Here is a 24,649-nt window from a genome sequence, read left to right on the forward strand (position 1 = left end):
CCTGCCCAGCATCGCAACGGCCCGTCCGCCCCGGCCAGGGCGGCCCAGGGTGGCCACCTGAGCCAATAATGGGGCTCCGCGATCGAACTGAGCGGACCGAAGACCCCAACCCCGCGGTGGCCGACTTGAACGAGATGGGGCTGGCCATGGCGACGGTGGCGGGCGGCGGCGCCAGCGCCGGACCGACGGCCGGATCGACGGCCGGTGGCATCCCCGAACTGGTGAGCCTTTCGATCGTGCTGCTGCTGCTGGCGACGGCGGTGGCCCTGATCGCCCAGCGGCTGCGGCTGCCCTACGTGACCGGCCTGGTGCTGGCGGGCCTGCCGTTCACCGAGGTGTTCTCGCGACGGATCGGGCTCGATCCCTCGCTGGTGCTCAATCTCTTCCTGCCGATCCTGATCTTCGAGGCGGCGATCAACACCGACATCAGCCGGCTGCGCAGCACCTTCAAGCCGATCGCGCTGCTGGCGGGGCCGGGCTCCCTGGTCGCCTCGGGGGTGATCGCGCTGCTGGTGCATCTGGTGCTGGGGCTCCCCTGGATCCCTGCCCTGCTGGTGGGGGTGATCCTGGCCAACACCGACACGGTGTCGATGATCGCGGTCTTCAAGGAGATCCGGGTGCCCGCGCGGCTGACGACGATCGTGGAGGGCGAGACCCTGTTCAACGATGCGGCCGCCCTGGTCAGCTTCAACCTGCTGCTGCTGATCCATGCCTCGGGCTCGATCACGGTGGCGCAGGGGCTGCGGGAGATGGTGGTGGTGGCGGTGGGTGGGGTGCTGGTGGGTGGCGTCCTGGGCTACCTGTGCCTGCCGGTGTTCCTGCGCCTCCACGATCCCCTCAGCTCGCTGCTGCTCACGGTGCCCCTGGCCCTGGGGACGTTTCAGTTCGGCCAGTTTCTGGGGGTCTCCGGTGCGGTGGCGGTGGTGATCGCCGGGCTCGTCTTCGGCAACCAGGGCCTGCCACGCAGCGACACGGCCACCGACCGGCTCACCGTGCTGAATTTCTGGGAGTACGCCGGATTCATCGTCAACACCTTCCTGTTCCTGCTGATCGGCCTCGAGATCAACCCCCTGACCCTGTGGACGTCGCTGCCGGCGATCGCCCTGGTGGTGCTGGCCTACCAGCTGGCGCGGGTGCTCACGGTGTACGGGCTGCTGGCGCTGCTGCGCCGCTTCGATCGACCGATCCCCCTGCGCTGGCAGCACGTGCTGGTGCTGGGCAACATCAAAGGCTCGCTCTCGATGGCGATGGCGGTGGCGATTCCCCTGTCGCTGGCCGGCCGGAGCGGCATCATCGAGCTGGTGTTCGGCGCGGTGCTGTTCTCCCTGGTGATCCAGGCGCTGGCACTGCCCTGGCTGATCGGACGCCTGAACATCGCCCAGGTGTCACCGGTCGGCGCTGAAATCGGCAGGCTGCAGATCCAGCTGATCGCCTCCAAGGCGGCCCAGGAGGAACTCGACCGGCTGCTGAAGTCCGGGGTGCTGCCGAAGACCGCCTACGAGGAACTGTGGGCCTCCTACCAGGCGCGGGTGGCGGCGTCCGAACGGGTGCTGCGGGAGGCCTACAGCGAGGGGCGCTCCGGCCCTGATCAGCCCGGGGCCCGACCGCTGGAGGCGATCCGGAGACGCCTGCTCCTGGCCGAGAAGGGGGCCCTGATGGAGGCGCTCCGTAAACGCATCGTGCCGGACGATCTCGTGCAGCCCTTCGTCAGAGATTTGGATGAGAAACTTCTAGCGCTGGACGACGACTAGCGCTGAGGCCGAGATAGTCGATCAGCGGGTGCACGAACTCCGGCCTGGTGACCACCAGGATCGTGGATCCGGCCTGGAGCACGGTGTTGCCGTTGGGGATCTCGACGCTGGCCTCAGGATTGAGCTGGTAGCCGATGATCAGGGAGCCGCTCGGGAAACGGGGATCCTGGGCGATCGCGGCGACGCTGCGGCCGGCCACGGAACAATCGGCGGGGACCGGCAGCTTGAGCACCTTCACCTGGCCCTGCTCGAAGTGCATCATCGATTCGACATCGGGATATTCGATCGCATTCGCCATCGTCGCCACCGCCAGATCGATGGTGCTGATGATGTGGCTGGCTCCCGCCAGGCGGTAGGCCTGGAGGAACTCGCGATCGCGCATGCGCGCCACGATGTGGGAACTGCCGTAGCTGCGCGACAGGGTGATCAGGGCCAGGTTGAGGGCATCGTCCCGCAGGGCGGCCACCACCGCATCCGCCTTGCGGATGCCGGCTTCGATCAGCACGGTGGAGCTGACGGCGCTGCCCTCGAAGGCCATCACGCCGATCTTCTCGCGGGCGAAGCTGCAGGCCAGCGGATCGATGTCGATGATCGCGATGGTGTGGCCGAGCTGAAGGAGCTGGCGGGCCAGGCCCAGCCCCATCATTCCCGCCCCGCCGATCAGCACGTACATGGGCGTGATGGTACCAACGGCGCCGGGGACTCCGGACTCAGGAGACTCCCGCCCGCATCAGCCGCTGCAGCTGGCCGCTCTCCAGTTCCAGCACCCGGCGGGCGAAGTCGGGGTCGCGCTCCAGCACCGCATCGAAGGAATCCACCGGCACGGCCAGCAGGCGGGTGCCGTCGGCCTCGGCCACGATCGTGCTCTCGGAGGCGCTGTGGGTGAGCACCTGGAGCTCGTCGAGCACCCGGCCGGGCTGGAGATCCTCCACCCAGGTGCGCTGCCCGTCCCGGTGCAGGACCCGGGCCCGGCCCTCGATCAGCAGCAGCAGTTCGCGGCAGGTGTCGCCCGTCTCGGTGATCAGCTCACCCTTGGCGAAGGTGCGCACATCGGCCTGGGACGCCAGGGCATCGAGGGTGTCGGAGTCGGAGCGGCGGAAGAAATCGCTCGTGGCCAGGAAGACCCGCTTCTCCAGCTCCGGGAACCCCCGCAGGTCCGGGGGGCCGTCGAGGGCCTCGACCGCCCGGGCGGTCTGGCGCACCAGGGCCGGGGCCCCCGGCACGCCCAGTTCGGCCGCCATGGAGCGGGCCCGGCCGCCATCGAGGCAGGCCGTCAGGAACAGGCCGGCGGAGGCCAGGGTGGGGCTGGAATCGGCGACCAGGGTGGCCAGGAAGCCGAGGGTCTCCTCGACGGGCACCTCCAGGGAACAGGAGGGGGCCTCCCCACCGGGATGGGCAAGGGTGTCTGCGACGCCCGCCGGCAGGCGGCGCTCCCATCCCTCCCGATGCAGCAGTTCCGGCAGCTCCAGGGGAGCGATGGCCTGGAGGCGCTGCACCAGGCCCGGCACCGCCGGATCCTCCTGGAGGGTGGCCAGGCCGTCGAGGATCGCCCGCAGGGTCAGCTCCTTGCGCAGCTGCAGCCGGTCGTCGAGCAAAGCGAGCACGGCGGACTGGTGGCGCAGGGCGCTCTGGTGCAGGGCCCGGTAGCCGTCGGTGAGGGCCGGCAGCCGCTCCAGCAGCCGCTCCACCTTGTGGATCGCCGCCGCGGCGGGGGAGAGGTCGTCGAGCACCTGCTCCTCCTCGCGGGAGGAGATGCCGTACTCGCGCCGCAGGGCCTGCAGGGAAGCGCCATCGGGGCCGCCCGCCACCGGGCCGCTGCCGAGGCGCTGCACCAGCATCAGCCGCTCCAGCGACTTGCGATAACCGCTCAGGCGGACCTGGTCCTCCAGGCTGCGGCGGCTGTCGGGATCCAGCAGGCCGGGGTCCTCCACCCCGAGTTCATCGAGCACCTGACGGTGCTCGCCGTCGCTGATGCCGAGGGAGAGGCGCATCTGCTTGAGCACCTCCAGGCTGCTGGCGGCGTTGACGAAGCCCTCCTCCAGGGCTTCCCGCACCACGCCCTTGTAGGCCTCGAGCCGCTTCTGGCCGGTGAAGCCCGGCAGCACCTTGGCCAGCACGTACACCTCCTCGGTGCCCAGGTCGGCCAGGGAGCGGCCGTCGAGGAAACGGCCCACGTCCAGGTCCATGCGGGTGAGCTGCTTGCGAAAGCGCTCGGCCAGGTTCTCGCGGCCGTAGAGATCGGGGGAGCGGTTCCAGGCCCGATAGAGCCACAGGGTGCTGACGGCCACCAGGGTCACGTCGAACAGGTACTGGAGCCAGGCCGGCGCCAGCAACAGCAGCGGCCGGCCGGCGAACAGGAAGAAGAAGTTGAAGACCAGGAAGGTGGCCACCACGAACACCCGGTGGCGGATCCGCTCGCGGTCGGGCTCGACGCCACTGCGCCGCACCCGGGTGCGCAGGGCCGACTCGATCGCCCGGCCGGCGAGGGTGCCGAGCCAGGTGCACAGCCCCAGGAACAGGGGCACCGCCACCAGCTTGGGCACATCGATCGGCTGGCCGAACAGGTAGAAGCCCGGCCGCAGCAGCTGGGCCAGCTGGTCCTCCTGGCGCAGCCAGACGCCGGAGAAGTAGTAGTCCCAGTTGCCGGCGTAGACGTAGTAGTAGACGAAGTAGCCGAACACCAGGCCCACGTAGCCGTAGCGCTCGAAGGCGAAGGCGGGGGAGGGGAGCTTGGCCCAGTACAGGCGCTCGGCGTCGATGTCGATGCAGGGCTGCTGGCAGGCCACGCAGGCGCTCTGCTCGCTGCCGTCAGGCTGGACGGTGCGGCACATCGACTGGGTGATCGGCGTGCTGGCCATGTGGGCCCGGCTGCCCAGCAGGCCGGTGGGGGTGGAGAAGACGCTCTGCACCGGTGCCATCGGGCAGAAGTACTGGCACCAGCTCTTGCCGCCGTAGAGCCAGCCCACGGCGATGGCACAGACGATGGTGAAGCTGAGCCAGGCGAACAGCACCAGGCGATCGGCATTGAAGAAGAGGATGCGGCCGCAGAGGCCCACGAACAGCCAGCCGAACTGCAACCGGGAGTAGTGCTTGCCAAGCCAGGAATCGCCCGGCACCTTGGCCAGCTGCAGGCGCTTCTCGCCCGTCTTGGGGTTCACCTTGGCGATCTGGCGTTGCAGCCCCAGGGCGCGGGGGATCTGGGAGAGGAAGGAGAGCGGGCAGATCCGCCGCCAGACCTCATGGCCGAACACCAGCAGGATGAAGATCCCCGAGGGCACCACCAGGCCCCAGAACAGGGTGGTGCCCAGGGGATAGGGGGTCTCGCTCAGGCAGAGGCCCTGCACCGTCACGCAGGCCTCCGGCAGCCGCAGGGGGCTCCAGGGGTGGTCGGGCTCGGTGAAGCGGGGCGTGAACGGGTCGTAGAGCAGGGAGAGGATGATCAGCAGCCAGCCGGTGGTGAGCGCCCAGCGCACCAGATGCATCCGCCGTTCCGTCACTGAATAACTCGCGCCGTGGCGCCAAGGTGGCGCTGACCATAGCGATGGCCTCCGAAAGCTGACTGGCCGGCGGTTTCGCGGGCACGGGCTGCCATCGTCACGGTGGAGGCTGACGCCCGCAAACACCATCGGATGGACTTCTTCGATCGCCAGTGGGCCACCTACCGGGCGGTGGTGGACCACGACCTGATGCAGCACCGGGCCCTGACGGCGGCCCTGGGCCAGGCGCTGGAGGCCTGGCTGGCGGCACGGCCGGCCGGCTCAACGCCGCCCCGGATGGTGGATCTCGGCTGCGGCGACCTGGCCGTGATGGCGCCGTTGCTGCGTGGTCTGCCGCTGGGCTCCTACCTGGGCGTGGACCTCTCCGGCCCGGTGCTGCCCCGGGCGGCGGCCGCCCTTGGCCCGGTGCCCTACCCCTGCCAGTGGCGTGAGCAGGATCTGCTGGCCTGGGCCGAAGCCGAACCGGGGCCCGAACCGGTGGACCTGCTCCATTCCGCCTTCGCCATTCACCACCTCAGCGACGACGACAAGGCCCGCTTCCTGCGGCTCTGCCGCCGCCATCTGGCCCCGAACGGACTGTTCCTGTGGGCCGACGTGTTCCGCCCGCCCGGGGAAGACCGCCCGGCCTACGTGGCGCGCTACGTGGACCGGATCCGCAGCGACTGGGGCGCGCTGGCGCCCGAGCAGCAGCAGCCGGTGATCGACCACCTCAGCCAGTTCGACTTCCCACCGGATCGCGACGCCATCCGCCGCACCGCCGAAGCCTGTGGCTGGACGTGGCAGTGGCTCTGGCAGGGCGACCACCGGGCCGAAGCCCTGGCGGTGCTCACCCCAGCGACTCCCTAGCCCCCCTCAAACCCCTCCTGGATCACCCCCGCCAGATCGCTCAGCATCTGCTCGCTGTTGCCGGTGAACGAGGAGCCGTGCATGACGGCCAGCGTCTGCGGCTGCAGCGCGGCCAGCCCCTGCAGCAAGCCGGCCGAACGGCTGGTGTAGGGCATGTAATCGGCCAGGGGGCCGCTCTGCATCTGCTGCATCGCCTGGCACGCCGGCCCGATCAGATCGGAGCTGGTGACGTCGGCGACATCGCCGAACTGGTGGAAGAGATCGGAGCAGAACAGGGTGCGGCGGGTCTCCTCGAACAGCAGGCCGGCGTCCCAGCCATGGGGGAGGTGGGGGGTGCGATGGAAACGGAAGCGGTACTGGCCGGTGCTGAGCACATCGCCCTCGGCCATGCCATGGGCGGGGCGCAGGGCGAAGTCATCCACGCTCACCAGCTTGCCGACGAGGGTGCAGACCGGCTGGGCCTGGGGCGCCAGCTCCAGCCAGTGGTTGAGGCCACCGATCTCATCGGCTTCGAAATGGCTCCAGGCGATGTGGCGCAGCTGGGTGGGATCGATCAGCGTGGCCACGGCGTCGCGCAGGGCCGGAAACATGCCCTTGAGCCCGGCGTGAAACAGCAGCGGCTCCTCGTCGCGCACCAGGAAGTGGTTGAACTGCAGATCGAACTCCGGCACATGGATCGAGAGCCGGAACAGGTCGGGGGCGATCTCAGAGACGACAACCATGGTTCAGGAGATGGGCCCAACGCCATGATGCCGTGCTGACGGAACCTCATCGAGACGTTGGATCCCGAACACCGGAGCGATGCCAACGTGGACATCTAGGCCGCCCTCCCGGGCCCTTCGCTCAAGCCCATGCGTCCCAGCACAACGGCAGCTTCCGATCGCGATCGGCACCGGACCAGGTTGGCGGGGGCCCACGTCGCCAGGAAGTGTTCAATCCGCGGCCGCTCTTCTTGGCGCAGCAGGGCCAGGAGAGCCTTCAACCTCCAGGAATCACAGCAACCGGCAGGCAGCTCAGGTCGGGGCGTGACACGATGCCTCCAACCTCGCTTCAGGCCACTCCACAGGGCCAACCAACCCGAATAGTCGAGATAGATCACAAGATCCGCAGCTTCCAAGATCTTCTGGGAGTACGAATCAATCCAACCTTCGACGATCCAGGCATCCGTTCTGAGGATGGCCTGCAGCTCCGCATCGATTGCCTCCAGGCTGCGTTCGGCCCAATTCTCAGCCCAGATCAGACAATCCATGTGATGCAACGGGATCGCCGATAGCCGTGAGATACAACGTGCCAGGGTGGTTTTCCCAGTGCCACTGATGCCAATGAGAGCAATCTTCCGGGGCCTCACCGCTCCGCGTCAGCCTAATGATTCTCATTTCAGACCAAAACGCCGCCTTCAAACGCCATTGAAGTAAATCGTTAAGAACCAGTTAAGGACCGGCGGCCGATTCGGCTTGCTTGCCCTGGGGAGAGTGGCGCCAGCCCGGTGGCATGGGTCCACAGCACCCAATCAGGGCCCATTCGACGGCATCGTCTCCAGAGAAGCCTGACACTTCGCCGCTGACTGGTAGATGAAGACTTCACCCCGGGGCAAGGCGTCGCACTTGTGGTACTGGGAAGGAAGCCCGAAGGCGTAGCCGGCCGGGGAGAACTCACAGCGGGTGAATCTCGCCGCCTCCTGCGACGTGATGCGATGGCATGTGGTGGACGTCGGCTTGAGGGCGTCGAAGCCGTAGCCGCCCTGCACGGGAAACTCGCCGGCCGAAGCGGCGCCGGGCACCGAAAGCAACAGGCCCGCCAGCAGAAGTCGCAGGGTGGTGGCCATCGCGCTGGAGCCGGTGGAGCAAGAGCTTGACGCTAAGCGAGGTGACCCGTCCGCTCCATGAGCTGACCAGTCCGCTCAATCAACCGCCTCAGCGTTGCCCAGCCGCGCCCGGATATCCCTGAGCCGGGCAACGTTGTTCACCAGCGCCGGAGCGCTGTCGAGGCCCTCGAGGTAGTCGAACACGTAGGCGAGCACGGCATAGATGGCGCCGGCACTGAAAGACGCCGATCGGGTGAAGTCGATCAGCAGCACCACGAGCGCCACGATCGTGGCGAGCTCCGTCACGGTCCAGGTCCACGACTCGCTGTCGGAGAGCTGCACATGCCAGCGCCGCACCCGGCCGAAGTGGCGCCGCAGGCGCAGCGGGCGCGCCGCCTCGATGTCCTCGATCTCGCGCTCGATCTGGTCGTTGAGGCCGCGGTGCAGGCGCAGGGCACGCCGCCAGTACCAGGCGTTGACGAGCCCCATCGGCAGCAGCACCGCCATGGCGATCAGTCCGGCCTGGAGGTCGTAGGTGAACAGCATCACCAGCGAGCCGACCACGGTCACCACCTGGGAGAACATCGCCGGCACGTCGGCCTCAAAGAAGCCGACCATGTCGCGCATCATCTCCACCCGCGCCGACACGATGCTGGTGCCATGGCCGAGGCGCTGCTGCTCGGCGACGGTGCGCACGGCGAGGCGGGCATAGAGGCCCATGAAGACCCGGGTGTCGAAGCGCTGGCGCACAAAGGCTGTGATCAGGTGCACCAGCCACACGGCGATCAGGGCCGAAAGGCCCCGGTAGCTGCCCTTCAGCAACCCGTCGACCGCCCAGCCGGTGATGGCCGGGTAGGCGAGCATGCAGAGGTTCTCCAGCAGCGTCAGGGAATAGGTGCCGGCGATCGACAGCCGTTCAGCGCGGGAGAGGGTGGAAAGGAGGGTCTGCGGCATCACCGGGCCCTGACGTCACCAGCCTGGCAGCGATCACTCAACGACGAATACCGGCTTGACCTGGGCCAGGCAACGGCTGTCGGGTGCTTGCTTCGGGTTGGCCAGAAAGTCGGCGGCGATCTGTGTCACGCAGGCGGCGGCAGGCATCCCTGGCGGGGAAAACAGCGCCCCATGGCCGACACCGGGGAAGGTGAACACGTAGGCGGTGGTGAAGTTGCTGGCCACGGCTTCGCCGTAGGGGGCTGGGGTGACCGGGTCGTCACTGCCGTTCAGCACCAGGGTGGGGATCTGCGGATTGGCGTAGACAAAGGGAGGTTTCTGCTCCACCTGGAGCACGTCGCAGGCGTTGTTCACCGCTTCGGCTTCGCGCAGGCCCAGGGGGAGCAGCTGCGGGTAGGGCGGCGGCAGCACCTGGGCGGGCTGGAGCCGCACCGATCGACCCCGGGCGCAGACGACCGTGTGATACATCTCCCTGGCCCCCCTCGGTTCGAGATCCGACAGGGATTCGGCGATCCAGCCGAAGTTGCCCTGGCTGGCGGCGTGGATGAACCGGGGCAAGGAACTGCCCCGGGACGATTCGCCGGAATAGGGCCGGGCCAGATAGGCCACAACGCCTGAGACGAAGGCCGTGCCGTCGAGCTGGGTGGCGAAGGTCTCTTTGCTCGAGGGAATGGTGAGCGTCAGGGGGAGGGGCTTACGGTTCAGCCGATCAACGATCGCCAGAAACGTCGACTCCAGATTCGGGTAGGCCGCATTGCACTGTTGGTCCTGCGCGCAGGCGCGGAACACGTTCCTCAGGGCATAGCTGAACGTATGACTCGAGGCCAGATTGAAATCAAGATCCGGTCGCACCACGCCATCAAGAATCACGCTGCGAAGTTTCGGCTGGTGCTTGTCAGCCTGGGCGATGACGTATTGCCCCAACAACGTGCCATAGGACACGCCGTAATAGTTGAACACCGGATAGCCCAGCGTCGCGGCGACGGCATAGATATCAGCCGCGTTCTCGCGGGTGTTGAAGGCGCTGGGATTGATCCCCTGGGCCCTCAGGCGAGCGTTACAGGCCCTGATCCAGCTGGGATCGGTGTAGTTCTGCTTCCCCTGCGCCACGGCGATGTTGTGGGCATGCAGCTCAGGGCAGAAGAGGAAGGGCTTGGCATACCGGGTCCCCCGTTCCTCCACGAAGATCAGATCACGGCCCTGCAGCAAGGCCGGCAGTTCGGGGTACTTCGGCAGGGCTCCATTGGCAATGTCGCCGATGGTGGAATCTCCAGGGCCGCCTTGCTCCACAAACAGGGGGTCAGCCGCCGGGGTTTGGCCCGTGCTGCGGGTGCGGACCACGCCGAGCTGGATCGTGCGTCCCTTGGGCTTCGCATGCTGCTCAGGGACGATGACATAGCCGCAATCCGACTGAGCTGCGATGGCGGCGGGCACGTCGAAGGTCTTGCAGTCGACGGATTGCCATGCCGGGCCGAACTTGGCCGCACTTGGCGCTGCATCGGCAGGAGCGGAACCTCCGGCGGCAACGACAGCGATGGCCAGGAGAGCGAATCGGAACAACGGAGTTGACGGCAGCCGCCCATGAAGCGGTTGATTGATGTTAGCAAGCTGCCGCACGGATCTTGCGTGCGCGTGCATCTCCCTGCTTGGCGGGATAGCGAACCGCATGGCGGATCAGCCACTGCAGATCTGTGGAGGCGCCGTCCTGCAGCCAACGCTCACAGGTGGCATAGACGAGATCCGGATGGTCTTTGGCGATGTCCCCCAGGTGGTTGGCAACGCTGCGGCGAACATACAGTGATGGATCGTCTTTCAGGGATTCAAGGATGGGCAGTGTTGGCCTTGGGTCGGCAATAAACGAGGCAATACGTTTGCCCCATGGGAGCCTTGGGCGCGTCCCCTCGCTGCAGAGGCGCCGCACATGCGGGTTAGGGTCGGCAATCCACTGGCCCACCTGCTCCAGCGTGCGCTCTTGCTGCTGGATCAGGAACGTGCGGATGGCAAACTCCGCCGTGAATCGCATGGTCAACGCATGCAAAGCCAGCATTGACGCCACAAAAGGGTCGTTGCCGCTGTTGTGTTGCTCATGCTGCCCATATTCAGAAACGAAGAAACTGTGGGGAAGATAGAAAAAGCCTGCCACGCCCAAGTCTTCTGTGTCTGACTTCTCCGGCGTCAAGGACGCCATGAGAACCCTGATCGCCTCCTCATAGTTCCCAGGCAGGAATTCGTGGAGCGCCTTGGCGATGTGCAAACCGCGCTGCATGATGGCCAACGGTTCAAGGCCGGCCAATGCGGATTCACAGAATCGGCTGGCCGGGAAGTGTGCATCGACGTACTGAATATTCTGCGCCAGACACTCAATGGCCTCCTGACCCAGCAGGAGCTTCAGAGGCGTGCCCTTCTGAATGGATCGCGGTGCTGAAGGGATGGTGGGTCCTTGAGGCGCCATGGAGGTCCTATCCATGCCCATGGCCATCGAGATCGCTGGCCACCTGGGCAAAAATCTCTTTCGCATGACTGAGGGCAATGAAATGGCCTCCGCCGCTGATGGAATGCCAGATGGCTCCGGGGGTTTGGTCCGCCACCGTCCTGTTGATGGGTTCAGGCACCAGTTTGTCATCCGTTCCCTGCCAGAAATGCACCGGACGCGTCACTGTGGTCAAGTCGAAGGGCCAGGCCTCGTAGAGCATCGTGGCGTCAGCGACCAGTCCCTCGGCACCCTGACGAAAACACTCACGCGATGCCTCCAGAAAAGATTGGCAGACTCCCTCATCGGACAGCACCTCCTTATCAGAGGCACCAATCGACTTCTTCAGCGCCTGTAGATAGCTGGCCTCAAAGCGCGTCGCACTCAACCCCAGAAGTTCATACATGAGCCTGAAGCCAGGGTGGAAGTGCAACGCCAGGCGCCCCCCAAGCGCATCAACGCTGCTTTGGTATTTCGCGGCCCAGTTGGCACCGAACGTTCCGTAGCTGGCACCGGCGATGCAGCTGACATGGGCCAGACGGGCAGGATCCAGGTAGGCGGCGGCGGCAAGTGCCCACGGGCCCCCTTCCGACCAGCCGGTCACCGCGAAATGCTGGGCACCGAACGATTCGGCCAGGGCCAGGAGGTCATTGGCCCATGACGCGAAGCTGCGGCCAGGCTGAGGGTCAGACCCACCGATGCCAGGCCGATCCACACAGACCAACCTCAGCCCATGGGCCCTTGCAGCCGTAGCGAAGAGATTCGCCTCCAGACGGCTGGAGGGCCCACCGTGGTTATGGATGACCAGTGGTCCAGAGTTGTCGCCAGTTTCCAGATAGGCAAGGGTTCGGCTGCCAACCCGGAGGCTTCCTTCATGTGCCAACTGTACGTCCTCTTTGGAGGTTATCCAGGCCGGCAGCATAACCTGAGCCATTGCTGTTGCAGAAGGGCCTGACAATGCAGGGGGCCTTGCGAGGTCGTTTGATGTCACGCTTGCGACAGAAACAAACCGGCTGAATGGAGCCGCGAACGATCACCACCGACTCTAATCAAAACATCACAGCATTCTCCGTCCCGATGATTTATGCTGTAGCGATAGTACTCAGGGCTACATGACGCCGGTCTTTTTCTCTGCCTCCTTTCATTCGCCAACTGATTCTTGGCCATGACAACGGCCGCTCCTGGCACTCAAACAGCAAAGACCTGGCGAAACGCAGTCTTCGGCATGGGGCGTTATCGCTCCGTACTCGCGATCACGTTGTTCTCTGTTCTGATGTCAGTCATGATTACTGGAGTAATCATGACTGTGTTTTGGTGGGAGGGAAGGGATGTCCTTCTGAAGTCATTACTGATTGGCGCCATTGTTCCCGGAATCGTTGCGCCTTTAGCAAGCAGCTTTGTTGTCAAGCTCTTACTTGAGCTGGAGGATCTACAAACCCAGCTTTTAGAGATGGTCAACCGCGACCCCCTAACGAAGGTGTACAGTCGACGCTATCTTCTGGACTGCCTCGAGATCGAGCCAGAAAGAACTCTGCACGCTGATGAGCCAATGTCGCTGCTAATTCTTGATGTTGATAATTTCAAGTCAGTCAACGAATGCCATGGGCACATTAATGGAGATATCGTCCTGAAGAAGATTGCTCAAGTTTGTGAATCCACCCTCCGCCCCCATGATGTCATTGCACGTTTCGGTGGCGAAGAGTTTGTCGTCCTTCTTCCGAACACACCCTTGCCAGAGGCGTGCACTGTCGCTGAACGGATTCGAGAGAGCGTGGCCAATGCCACCATCGAACTAACTTCTGGAGAGTTTATTCGCAGCACGGTCAGCATTGGCATCAGCCCATTTATCCCACCAGACCCGAAGTGCATCAACCTGCTGTCAAGAGCAGACAAGGGATTATACAAGGCAAAAGAAAACGGTCGCAATCAGTGGGCGATCGCAGACTAGCGCCTCCACTCAGCAGCGCGTATTCGTCAAGCGATTCAGTTGTTCCTTAGCTTGGCTCACTTGACTTCTGTCAAGCGTGGCAGCTTCCATGTTCCCTTCAGGACTGGATCCTTAGGGCCATACAAGCGCGCCACGAAGAAGAAGGGTCCAGCTGGCGCAGGCAACCAATTCGAGACTTTGTCCGCTCCTGGATTCTCGCTCTGGATATAGATCTCCAGGGATCCATCGGGTCCCAGCTTCAGTCCGGATGTGCGATCACCGATCGAATAGCGTTGAATGGGGTTCTCCACAAGCAGGCGTTCCGGCAGCTTGTACATCGTCACCGACCAGAACTCCGTCACCGGTGGCAGCTGGCCCGGTTCGAATCGCAGCACCCATCGCTTGCGCCCATCAAGCACCTGGCCGTCGGGCCCGGTCTGCTGGGTGGCATAGAAGGCCTCTTCACCGCTGTTGCCATAGATCCCCAGCATCGCTCCCATCGAGCGGAACGTGAGGTAATCGGACCCCAGTTGCTGTCGGCTGCCGAAGAATCCCTGGGAGCTGGTCTGTTGTTGGGCCTTGGCCTTGAGCTCCTGGCTGGCCTCGGCCACCCCTTCCTCAAGGGCGGTGCGGAGCTTCGGATCCAGCCGGGCCGGATCAAAGGGCAGGCCGGGGCCGATGCCGATGCGGGCGAACCGGGCCCGCATCGCCCGCTCCGATGGCACGGCGGGCATGAACGGCAACAGGGCATTGAGGTAGGTGATGAAGCCGATCCCTTCCGCTTTGCTGGCGTCCCAGGCGGGCCAGGCCACCGCTGGGGCGGCTGGTGGCGCCGGTTGGCCCGTGAATCGCGACAGGGGCGTGAGGACGTATTGGCCCTGGATCGCCTTCAGGGCGGGGATGTCATCGGGCCCGTTCAACTGGGTGCGGGTGAGGGTGCCGACGAAGTCGGTTTCGGCGCGGAACACTTTGGTGATGCCCTTTGGCACCGTGCCCTTCCAGTTGGGTCCGGCGAACAGATAGGTACCGGCCCCGCGGCCGGTGGAACGCACGCCGGTGTAGGCGAAGTTGTGGGTGTAGAGGTCGAACCACTGGTTGACGTAGTAGCGGGGTGCCGGCACCGCGGGCAGCGACAGCACGATCGGCTCGCTCCGCAGATCCAGCCAGGCCCAGGAGTAGGGCGTGTCGTTGTTGGGGGTGACGATGTCCTTGTCGGCCGGGGTGGCGGAGCGGCTGTAGTGGCGGAAGCGGTCGAAGCCACCCACGTAGCCCGGGAACGCCTTGTTCTGGGTCTGGTTCCAGAGGGTCTGGTAGCCCTGCAGGGGGGCATAGGCGTAGAGCCAGGCCTCCTTGGCGATGGCGCGGGCTTCTGCGGGGCTGGGCGCTTTGGCCTGGCTCGCTGAGCTGGGGACTGGTGCCGCAGCCGGTGTCGCGGCCAGGGAACCCAGGGGACTCAGCGGTAGGGCGGCGATAAGGGCGGCGATCAAGGCGACCGCTGGTCGGCTGGGGGTCGGGACCATCGTGTTGGCTGGGAACGCTGTGGGTACGGAGGGCGGCTGTCAGGCGAAGGGTTGCCTCAGGGCTTGAGCGCTTCGATGTCGTTCAGCTGCCAGGCCTTGCTGAAATAGGCCTCGGTGGGGCCGTAGAAGCGGAAGTAGGCGAACCAGCCCTTGCCCGGGGTGGTCTTGATCCAGTTGGCGGCGCCGGCGGGCCGCACCGGGCCAAAGGTCACATCCACCGAGCCATCGGCGTTGGTGACCAGATCCGGCTTGCGGGAGCTGAGGTCAGCGGCACCCTGGTCGGTAATGAGCGGGCCGCGGCTGAGGTTGTCGTAGAGGGTGATCGACCAGAACTGCTTCACCGGCGCGGCCGCCGGCACCCGCATCCGGTAGGTGCGGCCGCCATCGAGCCAGCGGCCCTTGGCATCTTTGGAGGCCTCCAGGTAGACCTGGCCAAAGCCCACGATCCGCCCCTGCATCCCCGCCGACATGCCGATCGCCTCGTAGAACCAGGAGCTGCGCTCGTCGAGCTGCACCCGGCGTCGGTCGGGGGTTTCCTGGTCGAGGTCGAACAGCACCGCGTACTCCCACTGCTTGCCGGGGTACACCGTTGCGCCGGGGATTCGCTTGTCGTAGGCGATGGTGCGGGCCATCAGATCCCCCACCTGGGCGGCCTCCGTGAGCACCTTGGCCTGGCGGGCATCCGGTTGGAAGGGCTGGCCAGGGGTGATTCCCAGAGGAGCGAGCATCCCGAACAGCATGCGGTCGCGGGGGGCCACCGGCTCGTTGGCATAGAGCTCGCTCAGCAGCCGCCAGTAGTTCAGGTTTGCGGGCTGGGCCGACTGCCAGGGGCGACCAGCCACCGGCACATAGGCGTTCGTGGGCGGGTTGTCCCGCTGGTTCCAGCCGTAGAGCCGGTGGCGGCGCACCGTGGCTTCGGCCACAGCCTTGTCGGGATCAAGGCCTCGGGTGCCGAACCAGATCTGGTTGCTGGGGGAACGCACCAGTCGGTAACCGGGGGCCACCGGCTCGGGGCTGCCCGGGGGCAGGATCAGGTACTTGCCACCGGCGCCCTTGTCGGGTCCCGTCTGGCCCATGTCGGTGATCGGCTGTTGCCAGATGTCCATCACCCCGCCGGCGGTGAGCCCGGCGGGCACCTCGATCACCAACGGGCCCTGCTTGGCCAGGTCCCAGAAGCTGAAGGCGTAGAGGGTGGTGATGTTGGGGGTCAGCATCCCCGCCTTGTCCTTCAGGGTCTGGTAGAGCACCACATCGCCGTTGCGGGCACCGAAGGTTTTGGCCTGGGCGTCGTAGAGCGCCTTGAAGCCCACGGCCGGCAGGGCCCAGAGGTAGGCCTGGGTGGCGCGCTGGAAGTCGAGCTCGTCGTAGAGCCTGGCAGCGGTGGCCTTGGTGGGGTAGCCGTTCTCCAGTTGAAGAACCCCAAGCCTTGTCTGTTGGACATCAGAGGCTGCGGGCTGCTTGGCGTGCACGCCACTGAAGAAGCTGATACCGGCCAGGGAGGCGATCAGCGACTTCCGAAAGAGGTTGAACTTCACGGTGTTATGTCAGCAATCGACCCTAGCTGCTCGTTCAGCTACGGCCCAGCCAACCCCGCTGCAGCGCTGGGTTGGGCGTCAGACCGGAGCCACAAGAGGACGTCATCGGCGTTGCGATCAGGAGGAAACACCGGATAGAAAACTTTCCGAATCTTGCCGTCCTCGGCGATGAGCGTGAGCCGCTTGAACAGCTCCATGCCCGCGACGGAGAAAGTCGGCAGCCGCAGCGCACCCTTCAGAAGGAGCGCACTGTCGCTCAACAGTAGGAAGGGGAGATGCAGACGCTCCCGGGCCTCACGCTGATACTCGGTTGTCTGAGCACTCAATCCGAAGACTCCCGTTTCAAGCTCCTTGAGTTCGCCATAGTGGTCTCGAAAGCTACAGGACTGGGGGGTGCAACCTCGCGCACCGGGGATGCCATTCCATCCATCCGGCAAGGGCACATCGGGGCGCCCGGTCATCGGATAGACGTAGATGACAAAACGGCCCTTCAACTCGCCCAGGTTGAAGGCACCGCCGTCCGTGGCATGGAGCACGACACTCGGTAGAACGGACCCTTCAAGGTGCGCTGTCGCACCATCATCAACCGGGCGGGGCAAGTCGGATGGTAGCTGGGACAGATTGGTACTCATGCAACCTCATCTAGATGAGACGCCCAACATTCGGGATCACCTGGCCAAAAAGAGTTGAGATAAAGCCTGTAGCAAAGCCACATTGTCATATGGGTGGCGGATCAGGTGGATGGCGCTGTTAGGCGATTTCCAGCCTGCATCACAGATCACCTGGTTCGAGACCAGTGTGCTTAGCGATTCGAGCCAACATCCCAGGGCCAATCTCTTCGCCATCATGGAACGCAAAGACATAGTCCGGATAGTCTGCATGTTCAAGCGTCTTGTGCGATCCTGTCTGACGCTTAACTCTCCATCCAATGGCCTGCAAGGCTGCCAATACTTTCTTGGCTTTGGCTGACGGCCAACTACTCATGCAGAGAGTGGAATTGAAAACTGGATGCTGACTGGCTCGGCTTCACCATTCTCAAGTTGATCAGCGATAACACGCAGGGCTAGGACTTCAGCCTTTGACATTGCGTCAGCAGACGAACTTCCGTATGCAAGAACTCCAGGTAGCTCCGGCACCTCGGCGATCCAACGACCGTCTACTTCTTGTTCGCACTCCAAAGTGAACTTCATGCTTAGCTCCCTATTGATGCAACTGTAGCAACATCACATGCCAGGGCGCATCCTGTACCTCCGCTCAGCCAGGCGCCTTTTCCAGAGATTCGGCTAACGCCAATTAGACGGTTTCAGATAACCACCCAATTCCGGCCACACCCTTCCGTGAACCACGCCGAGGCTTCGAACCGACTTCCGCCAAAACCATTGCAGTGCAGGACTTACCTGCCTCGGGCCCACCAACGATAACCGTGGTTCACGGGTCCGATATCCACATGTTCCGGCCGATACAGATCCCATTCCAGAGCCTTGGCCGATTCTCAACCAAGAACCACGGCAAAGCCAAGCGACCTTCCTTGCTTGCCCCCCTTCAGCTGTGCTCCCTCAGGAAGCCAATCGTTCCCTCAAGCTCCTCAGCGAAGCGGTCGATCTCTTCGGGGGTGGTGGTGAAGCCCAGGCTGGCGCGGGCGGAACTGGACAGGCCGTAGTGGCGGTGCAGGGGCTGGGTGCAGTGGTGGCCGCTGCGGATGCAGATGCCGGCGGAATCCAGCAGGGCGGCGATGTCGTTGGCGTGCAGCCCGTCCACGCTGAACGCCGCCAACGCGGCCCGGTCGGGTTGTTGGTCCGGCGTGGGCCCCAGGATCCGCACCCCGTCGATGGCCTGCAGCCGGTCGAACAGGCGCCGGGTGAGCTGCTGCTCCCAGGCGTGGATGCGCTCCATGCCCAGGTTCTGCAGGTAATCCAGGGCGGCGCCCATGCCGATCGCCTCACCGATGGCCGGGGTGCCGGCTTCGAACTTGTGGGGCAGATCGGCCCAGGTGCTGTGGTCCAGGTACACGTCGTGGATCATCTCGCCGCCGCCCAGGAACGGCGGCATCGCCTCCAGCAGCGCCTCGTGGGCCCAGAGGAAGCCCATGCCCGTCGGCCCGCACAGCTTGTGGGACGAACCCACCAGGAAATCGGCCCCCAGGGCCGCCACGTCCACCGGCTTGTGGGGCAGGCTCTGGCAGGCATCCACCAGCAGCAGGGCGCCGGCCCCGTGGGCTAGGGCGGCCACCGCCTCGATCGGGTTGAGGCAGCCCAGGGTGTTGCTCACGTGCACCAGGCTCACCAGCTTGGTGCGCTCGCTGATCTTGGCCTTGAGGTCCTCCAGATCCAGCTCGCCGCTCTCGGTGACGCCCGCATGGCGCAGCACGCAGCCCGTGCGGGCCGCCAGCAGCTGCCAGGGCACCAGGTTGCTGTGGTGCTCCATCACCGACAGCAGCACCTCATCGCCCTCCCGCAGGTTGGCGTCACCCCAGGTGCGGGCCACCAGGTTGATCGCCTCGCTGGCGTTGCGGGTGAACACGATCTCCCGGGCGCTGGCGGCACCGATGAAGCTGGCCACCTTGCCCCGGGCCGCCTCGAAATGGTCGGTGGCGCGGGCGCTCAGCTGGTGGGCGCCCCGGTGCACATTGGCGTTGTCGAGGCTGTAGTACTGCTGCAGCGCCTCCAGCACCTGGCGCGGCTTCTGGCTGGTGGCGGCGTAATCCAGGTAGATCAGCGGCTGCCCCAGGCAGGCCGTCTGGGCCAGAAGGGGGAAATCGGGCCGCGTCTGCGCTGCCAGGTCGGCCACCACCGGCGTTCCCGCCAGCGGCGGCGCCGCAACCATCGGCGAGTTGGTGGAGGTCGGTGTCATCGTCCCTGCTCCCCCAGCAAGCTGGCCAGAGGCTGCCACGGCCGGGCGGCCTCGGGGAGTTCCTGCAGCACCTCCTCGCAGAAGCCGCGCAACAGCAGCCGGGCCGCCTGGTCGGCGGCGATGCCGCGGCTCTGCAGGTAGAAGAGTTCGTCCTGCTCCAGCCGGCTCACGGTGGCGCCGTGGGCGCAGCGCACGTCGTCGGCGACGATCTCCAGTTCGGGCTTGGTGTCGATCCGGGCCCGGTCGGAGAGCAGCAAGTTGCGGCTCAGCTGGGCCGCATCGGTGCGCTGGGCTGCACGGGGCACCTGCACGGCCCCGTTGAACACGCTGCGGCCCTGGCCGTCGGCCACCGCCTTGTGCAGCTGCTCCAGCCGCCCGTCCGGGCCTTCGAACACCATCTGGCTGTGGGTGTCGCTGATCTGGCGGCCATCCGCCAGCTGCAGCGCCTTGAGGGCACTGTGGGCCGCCCCCTCGCATTGCACCAGCCGCGGCTCCAGCCGCCCCAGGGCCCAGCCGCCGTGGGCGCTCACGCCGCTGTAGCGGCTGCCCGTGGCCTGCTCCACCGCCACGGTGGCCAGCAGGCAGCCCGTTTCGGCGCCAGGCGCCAGCAGGCCGTGGCGCAGCTCGGCGCCCTCGCCCAGCCGGGCCTCCAGCACCACGCTGGTGAGGTTGGCGCCGCCGCTGCGGTGCACCTGCAGCACCTCCAGAGAAGCCTCGGGCTCCAGCACCAGCAGCAGCCGCAGGGGCAGGATCCCCTCGCCGGCGCCGGCGTCACTCACCAGCTCCAGGGTGGTGGCAACCGGGCCGCGCACCCGCAGGGCCAGCACGTTGCGGGCCGTGGCGCCGTTGAGCAGCACCGGCCACAGCTCGGTGCTGCCGGTGGCGGCCAGCACCTGGCCCAGGGTCGCGTTCAGTTCGTCGCCGCTGATGGGCTCCAGGCCCGCCGGCAGGTTGATCCCGGCCAGGGGATCGCTGTGACCATCCAGGTTCAGCCGCAGGCTGCCGGCACCCACCTCGGGCTGCGCCGCCGGGACGGGACTCAGCAGGGTGGGGCTCAGGGCGGTGAGGGGCGCCAGGTCGGTGAAGCGCCAGGCCTCCACGCGGCGTGTGGGCAGCGGGGTCTGCGCCAGGGCCTGGGCCGCCCGCGAGCGGCTGGGGGCCAGGGCATCGGCGCCAGCGGAGGCGCCACCGGCGGCGTTCGCCAGCAGGGCGGCGACCCAGGAGTTCGGGGCGGCGCCGGCGGCGGCGGTGGGGGTGGAGAGCGAAGCGGCCACCATCTCAGCCCACCTCCGCCGGTGTGCGCTCCAGGGCCGCCAGTTCGGCGTCGACCCAGTCGTAGCCGCGTTCCTCCAGCTCCAGGGCCAGCTCCTTGCCGCCGGTGCGCAGGATCCGGCCCGCCGCCATCACGTGCACGTAATCAGGGGTGATCACATCCAGCAGCCGCTGGTAGTGGGTGATCAGCAGGGTGGCGTTGTCGGGGCCGGCCAGGTGGTTCACGCCGCCGGCCACGATGCGCAGGGCGTCGATGTCGAGGCCGGAGTCGGTCTCGTCGAGCACCGCCACCAGGGGGTCGAGCAGGGCCATCTGCAGGATCTCGTTGCGCTTCTTCTCGCCACCGGAGAAGCCCTCGTTGACGCTGCGCTCCAGGAAGGCCGGATCCATCTGCACCACCTGCAGCCGTTCGCGCACCAGGTCCTCGAAGGCAAAGGTGTCGAGCTCCTCCTCCCCCTTGCCGGCGCGGCGGGCATTGGTGGCCACCCGCAGGAACTCCAGGTTGCTCACCCCGGGGATCTCCACCGGGTACTGGAAGCCGAGGAACAGGCCGGCCCGGGCCCGCAGCTCGGGCTCCAGGCTGAGCAGGTCTTCGCCCTTGTAGAGCACGGTGCCACCGGTGACGGTGTAGGCCGGGTGGCCCGCCAGCACCTTGGAGAGGGTGCTCTTGCCGCTGCCGTTGCGGCCCATCACCGCATGGATCTCACCGGCGCGGATCGTCAGGGACACCCCCTTGAGGATCGGCTGGTCCTCCACGCGGGCCGTGAGATCACGGATCTCGAGCAGTACGGGAGCGTCGGGGCGGATCACGGCGGGGGAGAAAAGGGCAGGAAAGGGACGGGGGAAGAAGCGTTGGGGCGGCCGGGGTGGCCGTGGGCCGGGATCAGCCGACCGAACCCTCGAGCTTGAGGGCCAGGAGCTTGTCGGCCTCGGCGGCGAACTCCATCGGCAGCTGGTTGAACACGTCGCGGCAGAAGCCGCTCACCATCATCGACACCGCCTCCTCGAAGGCGATGCCACGGCTCTGCAGATAGAAGAGCTGGTCGGCCGAGATGCGGCAGGTGCTGGCCTCGTGCTCGATGCGGGCATCCGGCTGCTGGGAGCGGATGTAGGGGTAGGTGTTGGCGGCGGCCTGGTCGCCGATCAGCATCGAATCGCACTGGCTGTAGTTGCGGGCGCCCACGGCCTTGGGGCCCAGCTGCACCAGCCCCCGGTAGCTGTTGGAGGAGTGGCCGGCGCTGATCCCCTTGCTCACGATCGTGGAGCGGGTGCGGGGGCCCACGTGGATCATCTTGGTGCCGGTGTCGGCCTGCTGGCGGTTGTTGGTGAGCGCCACCGAGTAGAACTCGCCCACCGAATCGGCCCCCTGCAGCACGCAGCTGGGGTACTTCCAGGTGATCGCCGAGCCGGTTTCCACCTGGGTCCAGCTGATGTGGCTGCGGTCGCCGCGGCACTGGCCCCGTTTGGTGACGAAGTTGTAGATGCCGCCCTTGCCGTTCTCATCCCCCGCGTACCAGTTCTGGACGGTGGAGTACTTGATCGAGGCGTCATCGAGGGCCACCAGTTCCACCACCGCCGCGTGCAGCTGGTTGGTGTCGAACATCGGCGCCGTGCAGCCCTCCAGGTAGCTCACCGAAGCCCCTTCCTCGGCCACGATCAAGGTGCGCTCAAACTGGCCGGTGTCACCGGAGTTGATGCGGAAGTAGGTGGAGAGCTCCATCGGGCATTCCACGCCCTTCGGGATGAACACGAACGAGCCGTCGCTGAACACGGCCGAGTTGAGGGCGGCGAAGTAGTTGTCGTTGCCGGGCACCACCGTGCCGAGGTACTTCTCGATCAGGTCGGGGTGGTCCTTCACCGCCTCGCTGATCGAGCAGAAGATCACGCCGTGCTCGGCCAGCTTCTCCCGGTAGGTGGTGGCGATCGAAACGCTGTCGAACACCGCATCCACCGCCACGTTGGAGAGGCGCTTCTGCTCGCTCAGGGGGATGCCGAGCTTGTCGAAGGTTTCCAGCAGCTTGGGGTCCACCTCATCAAGGCTGGCCTTCTTCTCCTGCTGCTTGGGCGCCGCGTAATAGATGATCTCCTGGTAGTCGATCGGCGGATGGCCCAGGGTGGCCCAGTCGGGCTCCTCCATCTGCAGCCACTGACGGTACGAGCGCAGGCGGAAGTCGAGCAGGAAGGCCGGCTCGTTCTTCTTGGCGGAGATCAGCCGCACCACGTCTTCACTGAGCCCCTTGGCGATCTTCTCGGTTTCGATGTCGGTGACGAAGCCGTACTTGTACGGCTGGCTCACCAGATCGCCGACGGTTGCGCTGCTCGCCATGGGGATAAGGGGCCGGTTCAGCCGGCGGTGAGGGACTGGACGTCTTCGAGACTGATGGTCTGCTGCTCGCCCCGGAAGGGGTTGTCTTCGGTGAGGAAAAGCATGCAGTGGCACTCCTTGCGCTCCCGCATCGGCACGCAGGGGCAGTTCCAGAACGCCTGGGCCACCTCGGCCTCCTTGTCTTCGTAGTGGCGGCAGGGGCAGAGGGCGCCACCCAGCTCGTCCTTATGCCGGGCCAGACCCTCGAGCACCACGGCGGTGACCCCCGGATCGCTGCAGAAGTAGGTGCCGGTGCGCTGGGCGTAGGTTTCCGCGAAACGGCGGATCACCTCCAGGCTTTCGGCACCGGCTGCAGGGGTCGTCGTGGTGGAGGCGTCGGTCATGGGCAGAGCGTCGGGTTGCGCGCACCGGTGGATCGAATAACGAAACACTTTGGTTTCGTTACTGCGGGAGCCTAAGGCACAGGCGTGGTCCGTTGACGGCGTGGAAAGGTCATTGTGACGCCCCGGCGGCCACCACGGGCCAGCCCCCATTCCCCCGATGTGCGTGGCATGGTGTTTTGGTCACACCCCCGTCATGAGCGCCCCCGCCCAGTCCCGCGGCCTTCCGGCCGCTCCCGCCGAGGGAAGCCATCCCACCCGGGAGGCAGCCCTCTCGATGCTGCTGCGGGAAGGTGAGGCGACGGCCGGCCAGCTGGCGGCCGCCCTCGGGGTGTCGGTCCAGGTGATGCGCCGCCACCTCCGCAGCCTCGAGGACGACGGCCTGGTCGAGGCCAGCGCCCCCCACGAAGGGCCCGGCCGCCCCAGCAACGTCTGGCACCTCACCGCCCAGGGCCAGGGCCACTTCCCCGACGGCAGCGAGACCTTCGCCCTCGGCCTGCTCCACACCCTCACCGAAAGCCTGCCGGCGGACACCCTGGAGCTGGTGCTGCGCCAGCAGGCCGAGGAGAAGGCCGCCGAGTACCGCCGCCAGATCGGCAGCGGCCCCCTGGGCCGGCGGATCGAGCGCCTGGTGGAGCTGCGCCGCAAGGAGGGCTACGTGGCCGAATGCCGCCCCGATGACGACCCCGCCGCCGATAACGCCGATGGTCCTGCCTGGGTGATCAGCGAATTCCACTGCTCGGTGATGCGCATCGCCGAGCAGTACCCGGTGGTCTGCGACCAGGAGCTGCGCCTGATCCGCCACACCTTCCCCGACTGCGACGTAGAGCGGGTCCACTGGCGGCTGGAGGGGGGCCACAGCTGCGGCTTCCGCATCGCCCCCGTCACCGCAAGCCCCGTGGCCGTCGGCCCCACCCCGGCCCCCTGAGCCGTGCTCAGCCCTGACGAGCTGCAGGAGCTGGAGGCCACCCTGCTCCCCACCCTGGAGCGCCACCACCTGCGGCTCCTGGCCCATGGACTGCGCACCCTGCAGGCCATCGCCGGGCAGCGGGCCGGTGCGCTGCCGCCCGAGGAGGCGGTGGCGGCCTGGGCCGCTTCCCAGCCGCTGATCGCCGCCGATGCCGGCTTCGAGCAGGCCTTCCTGACCCAGATGGGTCACGTGGCCGCCCAGCTGGCGGCCATCGCCACCGCCGCCGGTAAGGAGCACCTCGCCCTCGACCTGGCCGACCTGATCCACTGGGCCACCGGCGAGGCCGACCGGCGCCTCAGGCACCGGGCAGCCCCACCAGACCCGCCACCAGGCTGACCCCGGCCAGGGCGGCGGCGGCCGCCAGCACCCCACGCCAGCCGGGCCGGTCCCCCTCCAGGGCCGCCAGGGGCAGGGCCATCACCGGCGCCGTCGACAGCAGGGCCACGGCGAGGCCCCCCGGCAGGCCCGCCAGGGCGGTCTGCTGCAGGGCGATGCCGGCGCTGGTGCCCAGCAGGGTGGCGGCGAGAGCCAGGGGCCAGCGGCGCCC

24 protein-coding genes are annotated in these 24,649 nt (G+C 66.4%); 5 read left to right on the forward strand and 19 right to left on the reverse strand.

Annotated elements, in window-relative coordinates:
• Positions 1-68: 68 nt before the first annotated feature.
• Positions 69-1,751, forward strand: coding sequence for a cation:proton antiporter (locus KUG39_RS11845; protein ID WP_199297226.1), 1,683 nt, complete (start codon positions 69-71; stop codon positions 1,749-1,751).
• On the opposite strand, the gene KUG39_RS11850 is transcribed toward KUG39_RS11845, so the two are convergent.
• Both KUG39_RS11850 and KUG39_RS11855 read right to left on the reverse strand, forming a co-directional pair.
• A complete protein-coding gene (locus tag KUG39_RS11850; RefSeq protein ID WP_106222779.1) occupies positions 1,708-2,424 on the reverse strand; it encodes a potassium channel family protein in 717 nt (238 codons plus the stop codon). The two genes, KUG39_RS11845 and KUG39_RS11850, sit on opposite strands and share 44 nt — an antisense overlap.
• Positions 2,425-2,461: 37 nt before the next feature.
• Entirely contained in the window at positions 2,462-5,233 is a 2,772-nt protein-coding gene (locus tag KUG39_RS11855) for a cyclic nucleotide-binding domain-containing protein (protein WP_216915284.1), read from the reverse strand.
• A gap of 147 nt (positions 5,234-5,380) precedes the next feature.
• Here KUG39_RS11855 and KUG39_RS11860 point away from each other — a divergent pair, with 147 nt between their 5' ends.
• Positions 5,381-6,094 (forward strand): class I SAM-dependent methyltransferase, encoded by a 714-nt coding sequence (locus tag KUG39_RS11860; protein ID WP_216915252.1) that lies wholly within the window; start codon positions 5,381-5,383, stop codon positions 6,092-6,094.
• Here KUG39_RS11860 and KUG39_RS11865 read toward each other — a convergent pair.
• The 6 genes from KUG39_RS11865 to KUG39_RS11890 all read right to left on the reverse strand — a co-directional run bounded on the left by KUG39_RS11865 (position 6,091) and on the right by KUG39_RS11890 (position 12,256).
• Positions 6,091-6,816, reverse strand: coding sequence for an oxygen-binding di-iron domain-containing protein (locus tag KUG39_RS11865; protein ID WP_216915254.1), 726 nt, complete (start codon positions 6,814-6,816; stop codon positions 6,091-6,093). The genes KUG39_RS11860 and KUG39_RS11865 overlap by 4 nt on opposite strands.
• Before the next feature lie 788 nt (positions 6,817-7,604).
• Positions 7,605-7,919: a hypothetical protein gene (locus KUG39_RS11870; RefSeq protein WP_216915256.1), complete on the reverse strand. Its 315-nt coding sequence runs from the start codon at positions 7,917-7,919 to the stop codon at positions 7,605-7,607.
• Positions 7,920-7,994: 75 nt separating this feature from the next.
• A complete protein-coding gene (locus KUG39_RS11875; protein WP_216915258.1) occupies positions 7,995-8,852 on the reverse strand; it encodes an ABC transporter six-transmembrane domain-containing protein in 858 nt (285 codons plus the stop codon).
• Positions 8,853-8,885: 33 nt separating this feature from the next.
• On the reverse strand, positions 8,886-10,520 hold the full coding sequence (locus KUG39_RS11880; protein WP_216915260.1) for an alpha/beta hydrolase: 1,635 nt from the start codon (positions 10,518-10,520) through the stop codon (positions 8,886-8,888).
• The gene (locus KUG39_RS11885; protein ID WP_286194010.1) at positions 10,453-11,304 is read right to left on the reverse strand and encodes a DNA alkylation repair protein; all 852 of its coding nucleotides are present in this window, start codon (positions 11,302-11,304) and stop codon (positions 10,453-10,455) included. The genes KUG39_RS11880 and KUG39_RS11885 overlap by 68 nt, the downstream gene beginning before the upstream one ends.
• Before the next feature lie 7 nt (positions 11,305-11,311).
• The gene (locus tag KUG39_RS11890) at positions 11,312-12,256 is read right to left on the reverse strand and encodes an alpha/beta fold hydrolase (RefSeq protein WP_353617383.1); all 945 of its coding nucleotides are present in this window, start codon (positions 12,254-12,256) and stop codon (positions 11,312-11,314) included.
• Positions 12,257-12,487: 231 nt separating this feature from the next.
• Between KUG39_RS11890 and KUG39_RS11895 the strand changes: the two genes are divergently transcribed.
• Entirely contained in the window at positions 12,488-13,270 is a 783-nt protein-coding gene (locus KUG39_RS11895; RefSeq protein WP_216915264.1) for a GGDEF domain-containing protein, read from the forward strand.
• 56 nt (positions 13,271-13,326) lie between these two features.
• Here the strand turns inward: KUG39_RS11895 and KUG39_RS11900 are convergent, their stop codons facing one another.
• The 10 genes from KUG39_RS11900 to KUG39_RS11945 form a co-directional block, all read right to left on the reverse strand.
• Positions 13,327-14,736, reverse strand: coding sequence for a DUF1254 domain-containing protein (locus KUG39_RS11900; protein ID WP_216915266.1), 1,410 nt, complete (start codon positions 14,734-14,736; stop codon positions 13,327-13,329).
• Positions 14,737-14,825: 89 nt separating this feature from the next.
• Positions 14,826-16,304 carry a DUF1254 domain-containing protein gene (locus KUG39_RS11905; protein ID WP_216915268.1) on the reverse strand — a complete coding sequence of 493 codons (1,479 nt, stop codon included), beginning with the start codon at positions 16,302-16,304 and terminating at the stop codon, positions 14,826-14,828.
• 38 nt (positions 16,305-16,342) lie between these two features.
• Positions 16,343-16,936 (reverse strand): peroxiredoxin, encoded by a 594-nt coding sequence (locus KUG39_RS11910; RefSeq protein ID WP_286193138.1) that lies wholly within the window; start codon positions 16,934-16,936, stop codon positions 16,343-16,345.
• Between the two features lie 139 nt (positions 16,937-17,075).
• A complete protein-coding gene (locus KUG39_RS11915) occupies positions 17,076-17,288 on the reverse strand; it encodes a type II toxin-antitoxin system HicA family toxin (RefSeq protein ID WP_216915272.1) in 213 nt (70 codons plus the stop codon).
• Positions 17,285-17,494: a type II toxin-antitoxin system HicB family antitoxin gene (locus KUG39_RS11920; RefSeq protein ID WP_190612339.1), complete on the reverse strand. Its 210-nt coding sequence runs from the start codon at positions 17,492-17,494 to the stop codon at positions 17,285-17,287. Before KUG39_RS11920 ends, KUG39_RS11915 begins: the two co-directional genes overlap by 4 nt.
• 352 nt (positions 17,495-17,846) lie before the next feature.
• Entirely contained in the window at positions 17,847-19,127 is a 1,281-nt protein-coding gene (locus KUG39_RS11925; RefSeq protein ID WP_216915288.1) for a SufS family cysteine desulfurase, read from the reverse strand.
• A 23-nt stretch (positions 19,128-19,150) separates the two neighbouring features.
• Positions 19,151-20,431 (reverse strand): Fe-S cluster assembly protein SufD, encoded by a 1,281-nt coding sequence (gene sufD, locus KUG39_RS11930; protein WP_216915274.1) that lies wholly within the window; start codon positions 20,429-20,431, stop codon positions 19,151-19,153.
• 1 nt (position 20,432) lies between these two features.
• Positions 20,433-21,236, reverse strand: a complete 804-nt coding sequence (gene sufC, locus KUG39_RS11935; RefSeq protein ID WP_094586824.1) for a Fe-S cluster assembly ATPase SufC — start codon at positions 21,234-21,236, stop codon at positions 20,433-20,435.
• A gap of 73 nt (positions 21,237-21,309) precedes the next feature.
• Positions 21,310-22,752 (reverse strand): Fe-S cluster assembly protein SufB, encoded by a 1,443-nt coding sequence (gene sufB, locus KUG39_RS11940; protein ID WP_015109145.1) that lies wholly within the window; start codon positions 22,750-22,752, stop codon positions 21,310-21,312.
• A 17-nt stretch (positions 22,753-22,769) separates the two neighbouring features.
• Entirely contained in the window at positions 22,770-23,135 is a 366-nt protein-coding gene (locus KUG39_RS11945; RefSeq protein ID WP_015109146.1) for a ferredoxin-thioredoxin reductase catalytic domain-containing protein, read from the reverse strand.
• A gap of 193 nt (positions 23,136-23,328) precedes the next feature.
• Here KUG39_RS11945 and sufR point away from each other — a divergent pair, with 193 nt between their 5' ends.
• Both sufR and KUG39_RS11955 read left to right on the forward strand, forming a co-directional pair.
• Positions 23,329-24,060, forward strand: a complete 732-nt coding sequence (gene sufR, locus KUG39_RS11950; protein ID WP_216915276.1) for an iron-sulfur cluster biosynthesis transcriptional regulator SufR — start codon at positions 23,329-23,331, stop codon at positions 24,058-24,060.
• Between the two features lie 3 nt (positions 24,061-24,063).
• Positions 24,064-24,438 (forward strand): NDH complex assembly factor CRR9, encoded by a 375-nt coding sequence (locus KUG39_RS11955; RefSeq protein WP_216915278.1) that lies wholly within the window; start codon positions 24,064-24,066, stop codon positions 24,436-24,438.
• On the opposite strand, the gene KUG39_RS11960 is transcribed toward KUG39_RS11955, so the two are convergent.
• Positions 24,398-24,649, reverse strand: a 252-nt coding sequence (locus KUG39_RS11960; RefSeq protein ID WP_216918310.1) for an EamA family transporter, incomplete at its 5' end; no start/stop codon positions are given. The two genes, KUG39_RS11955 and KUG39_RS11960, sit on opposite strands and share 41 nt — an antisense overlap.

The organism is Synechococcus sp. CCAP 1479/10 (genome assembly GCF_019038515.1).
In the GTDB taxonomy this organism is placed as follows: Bacteria; Cyanobacteriota; Cyanobacteriia; order PCC-6307; family Cyanobiaceae; genus Cyanobium.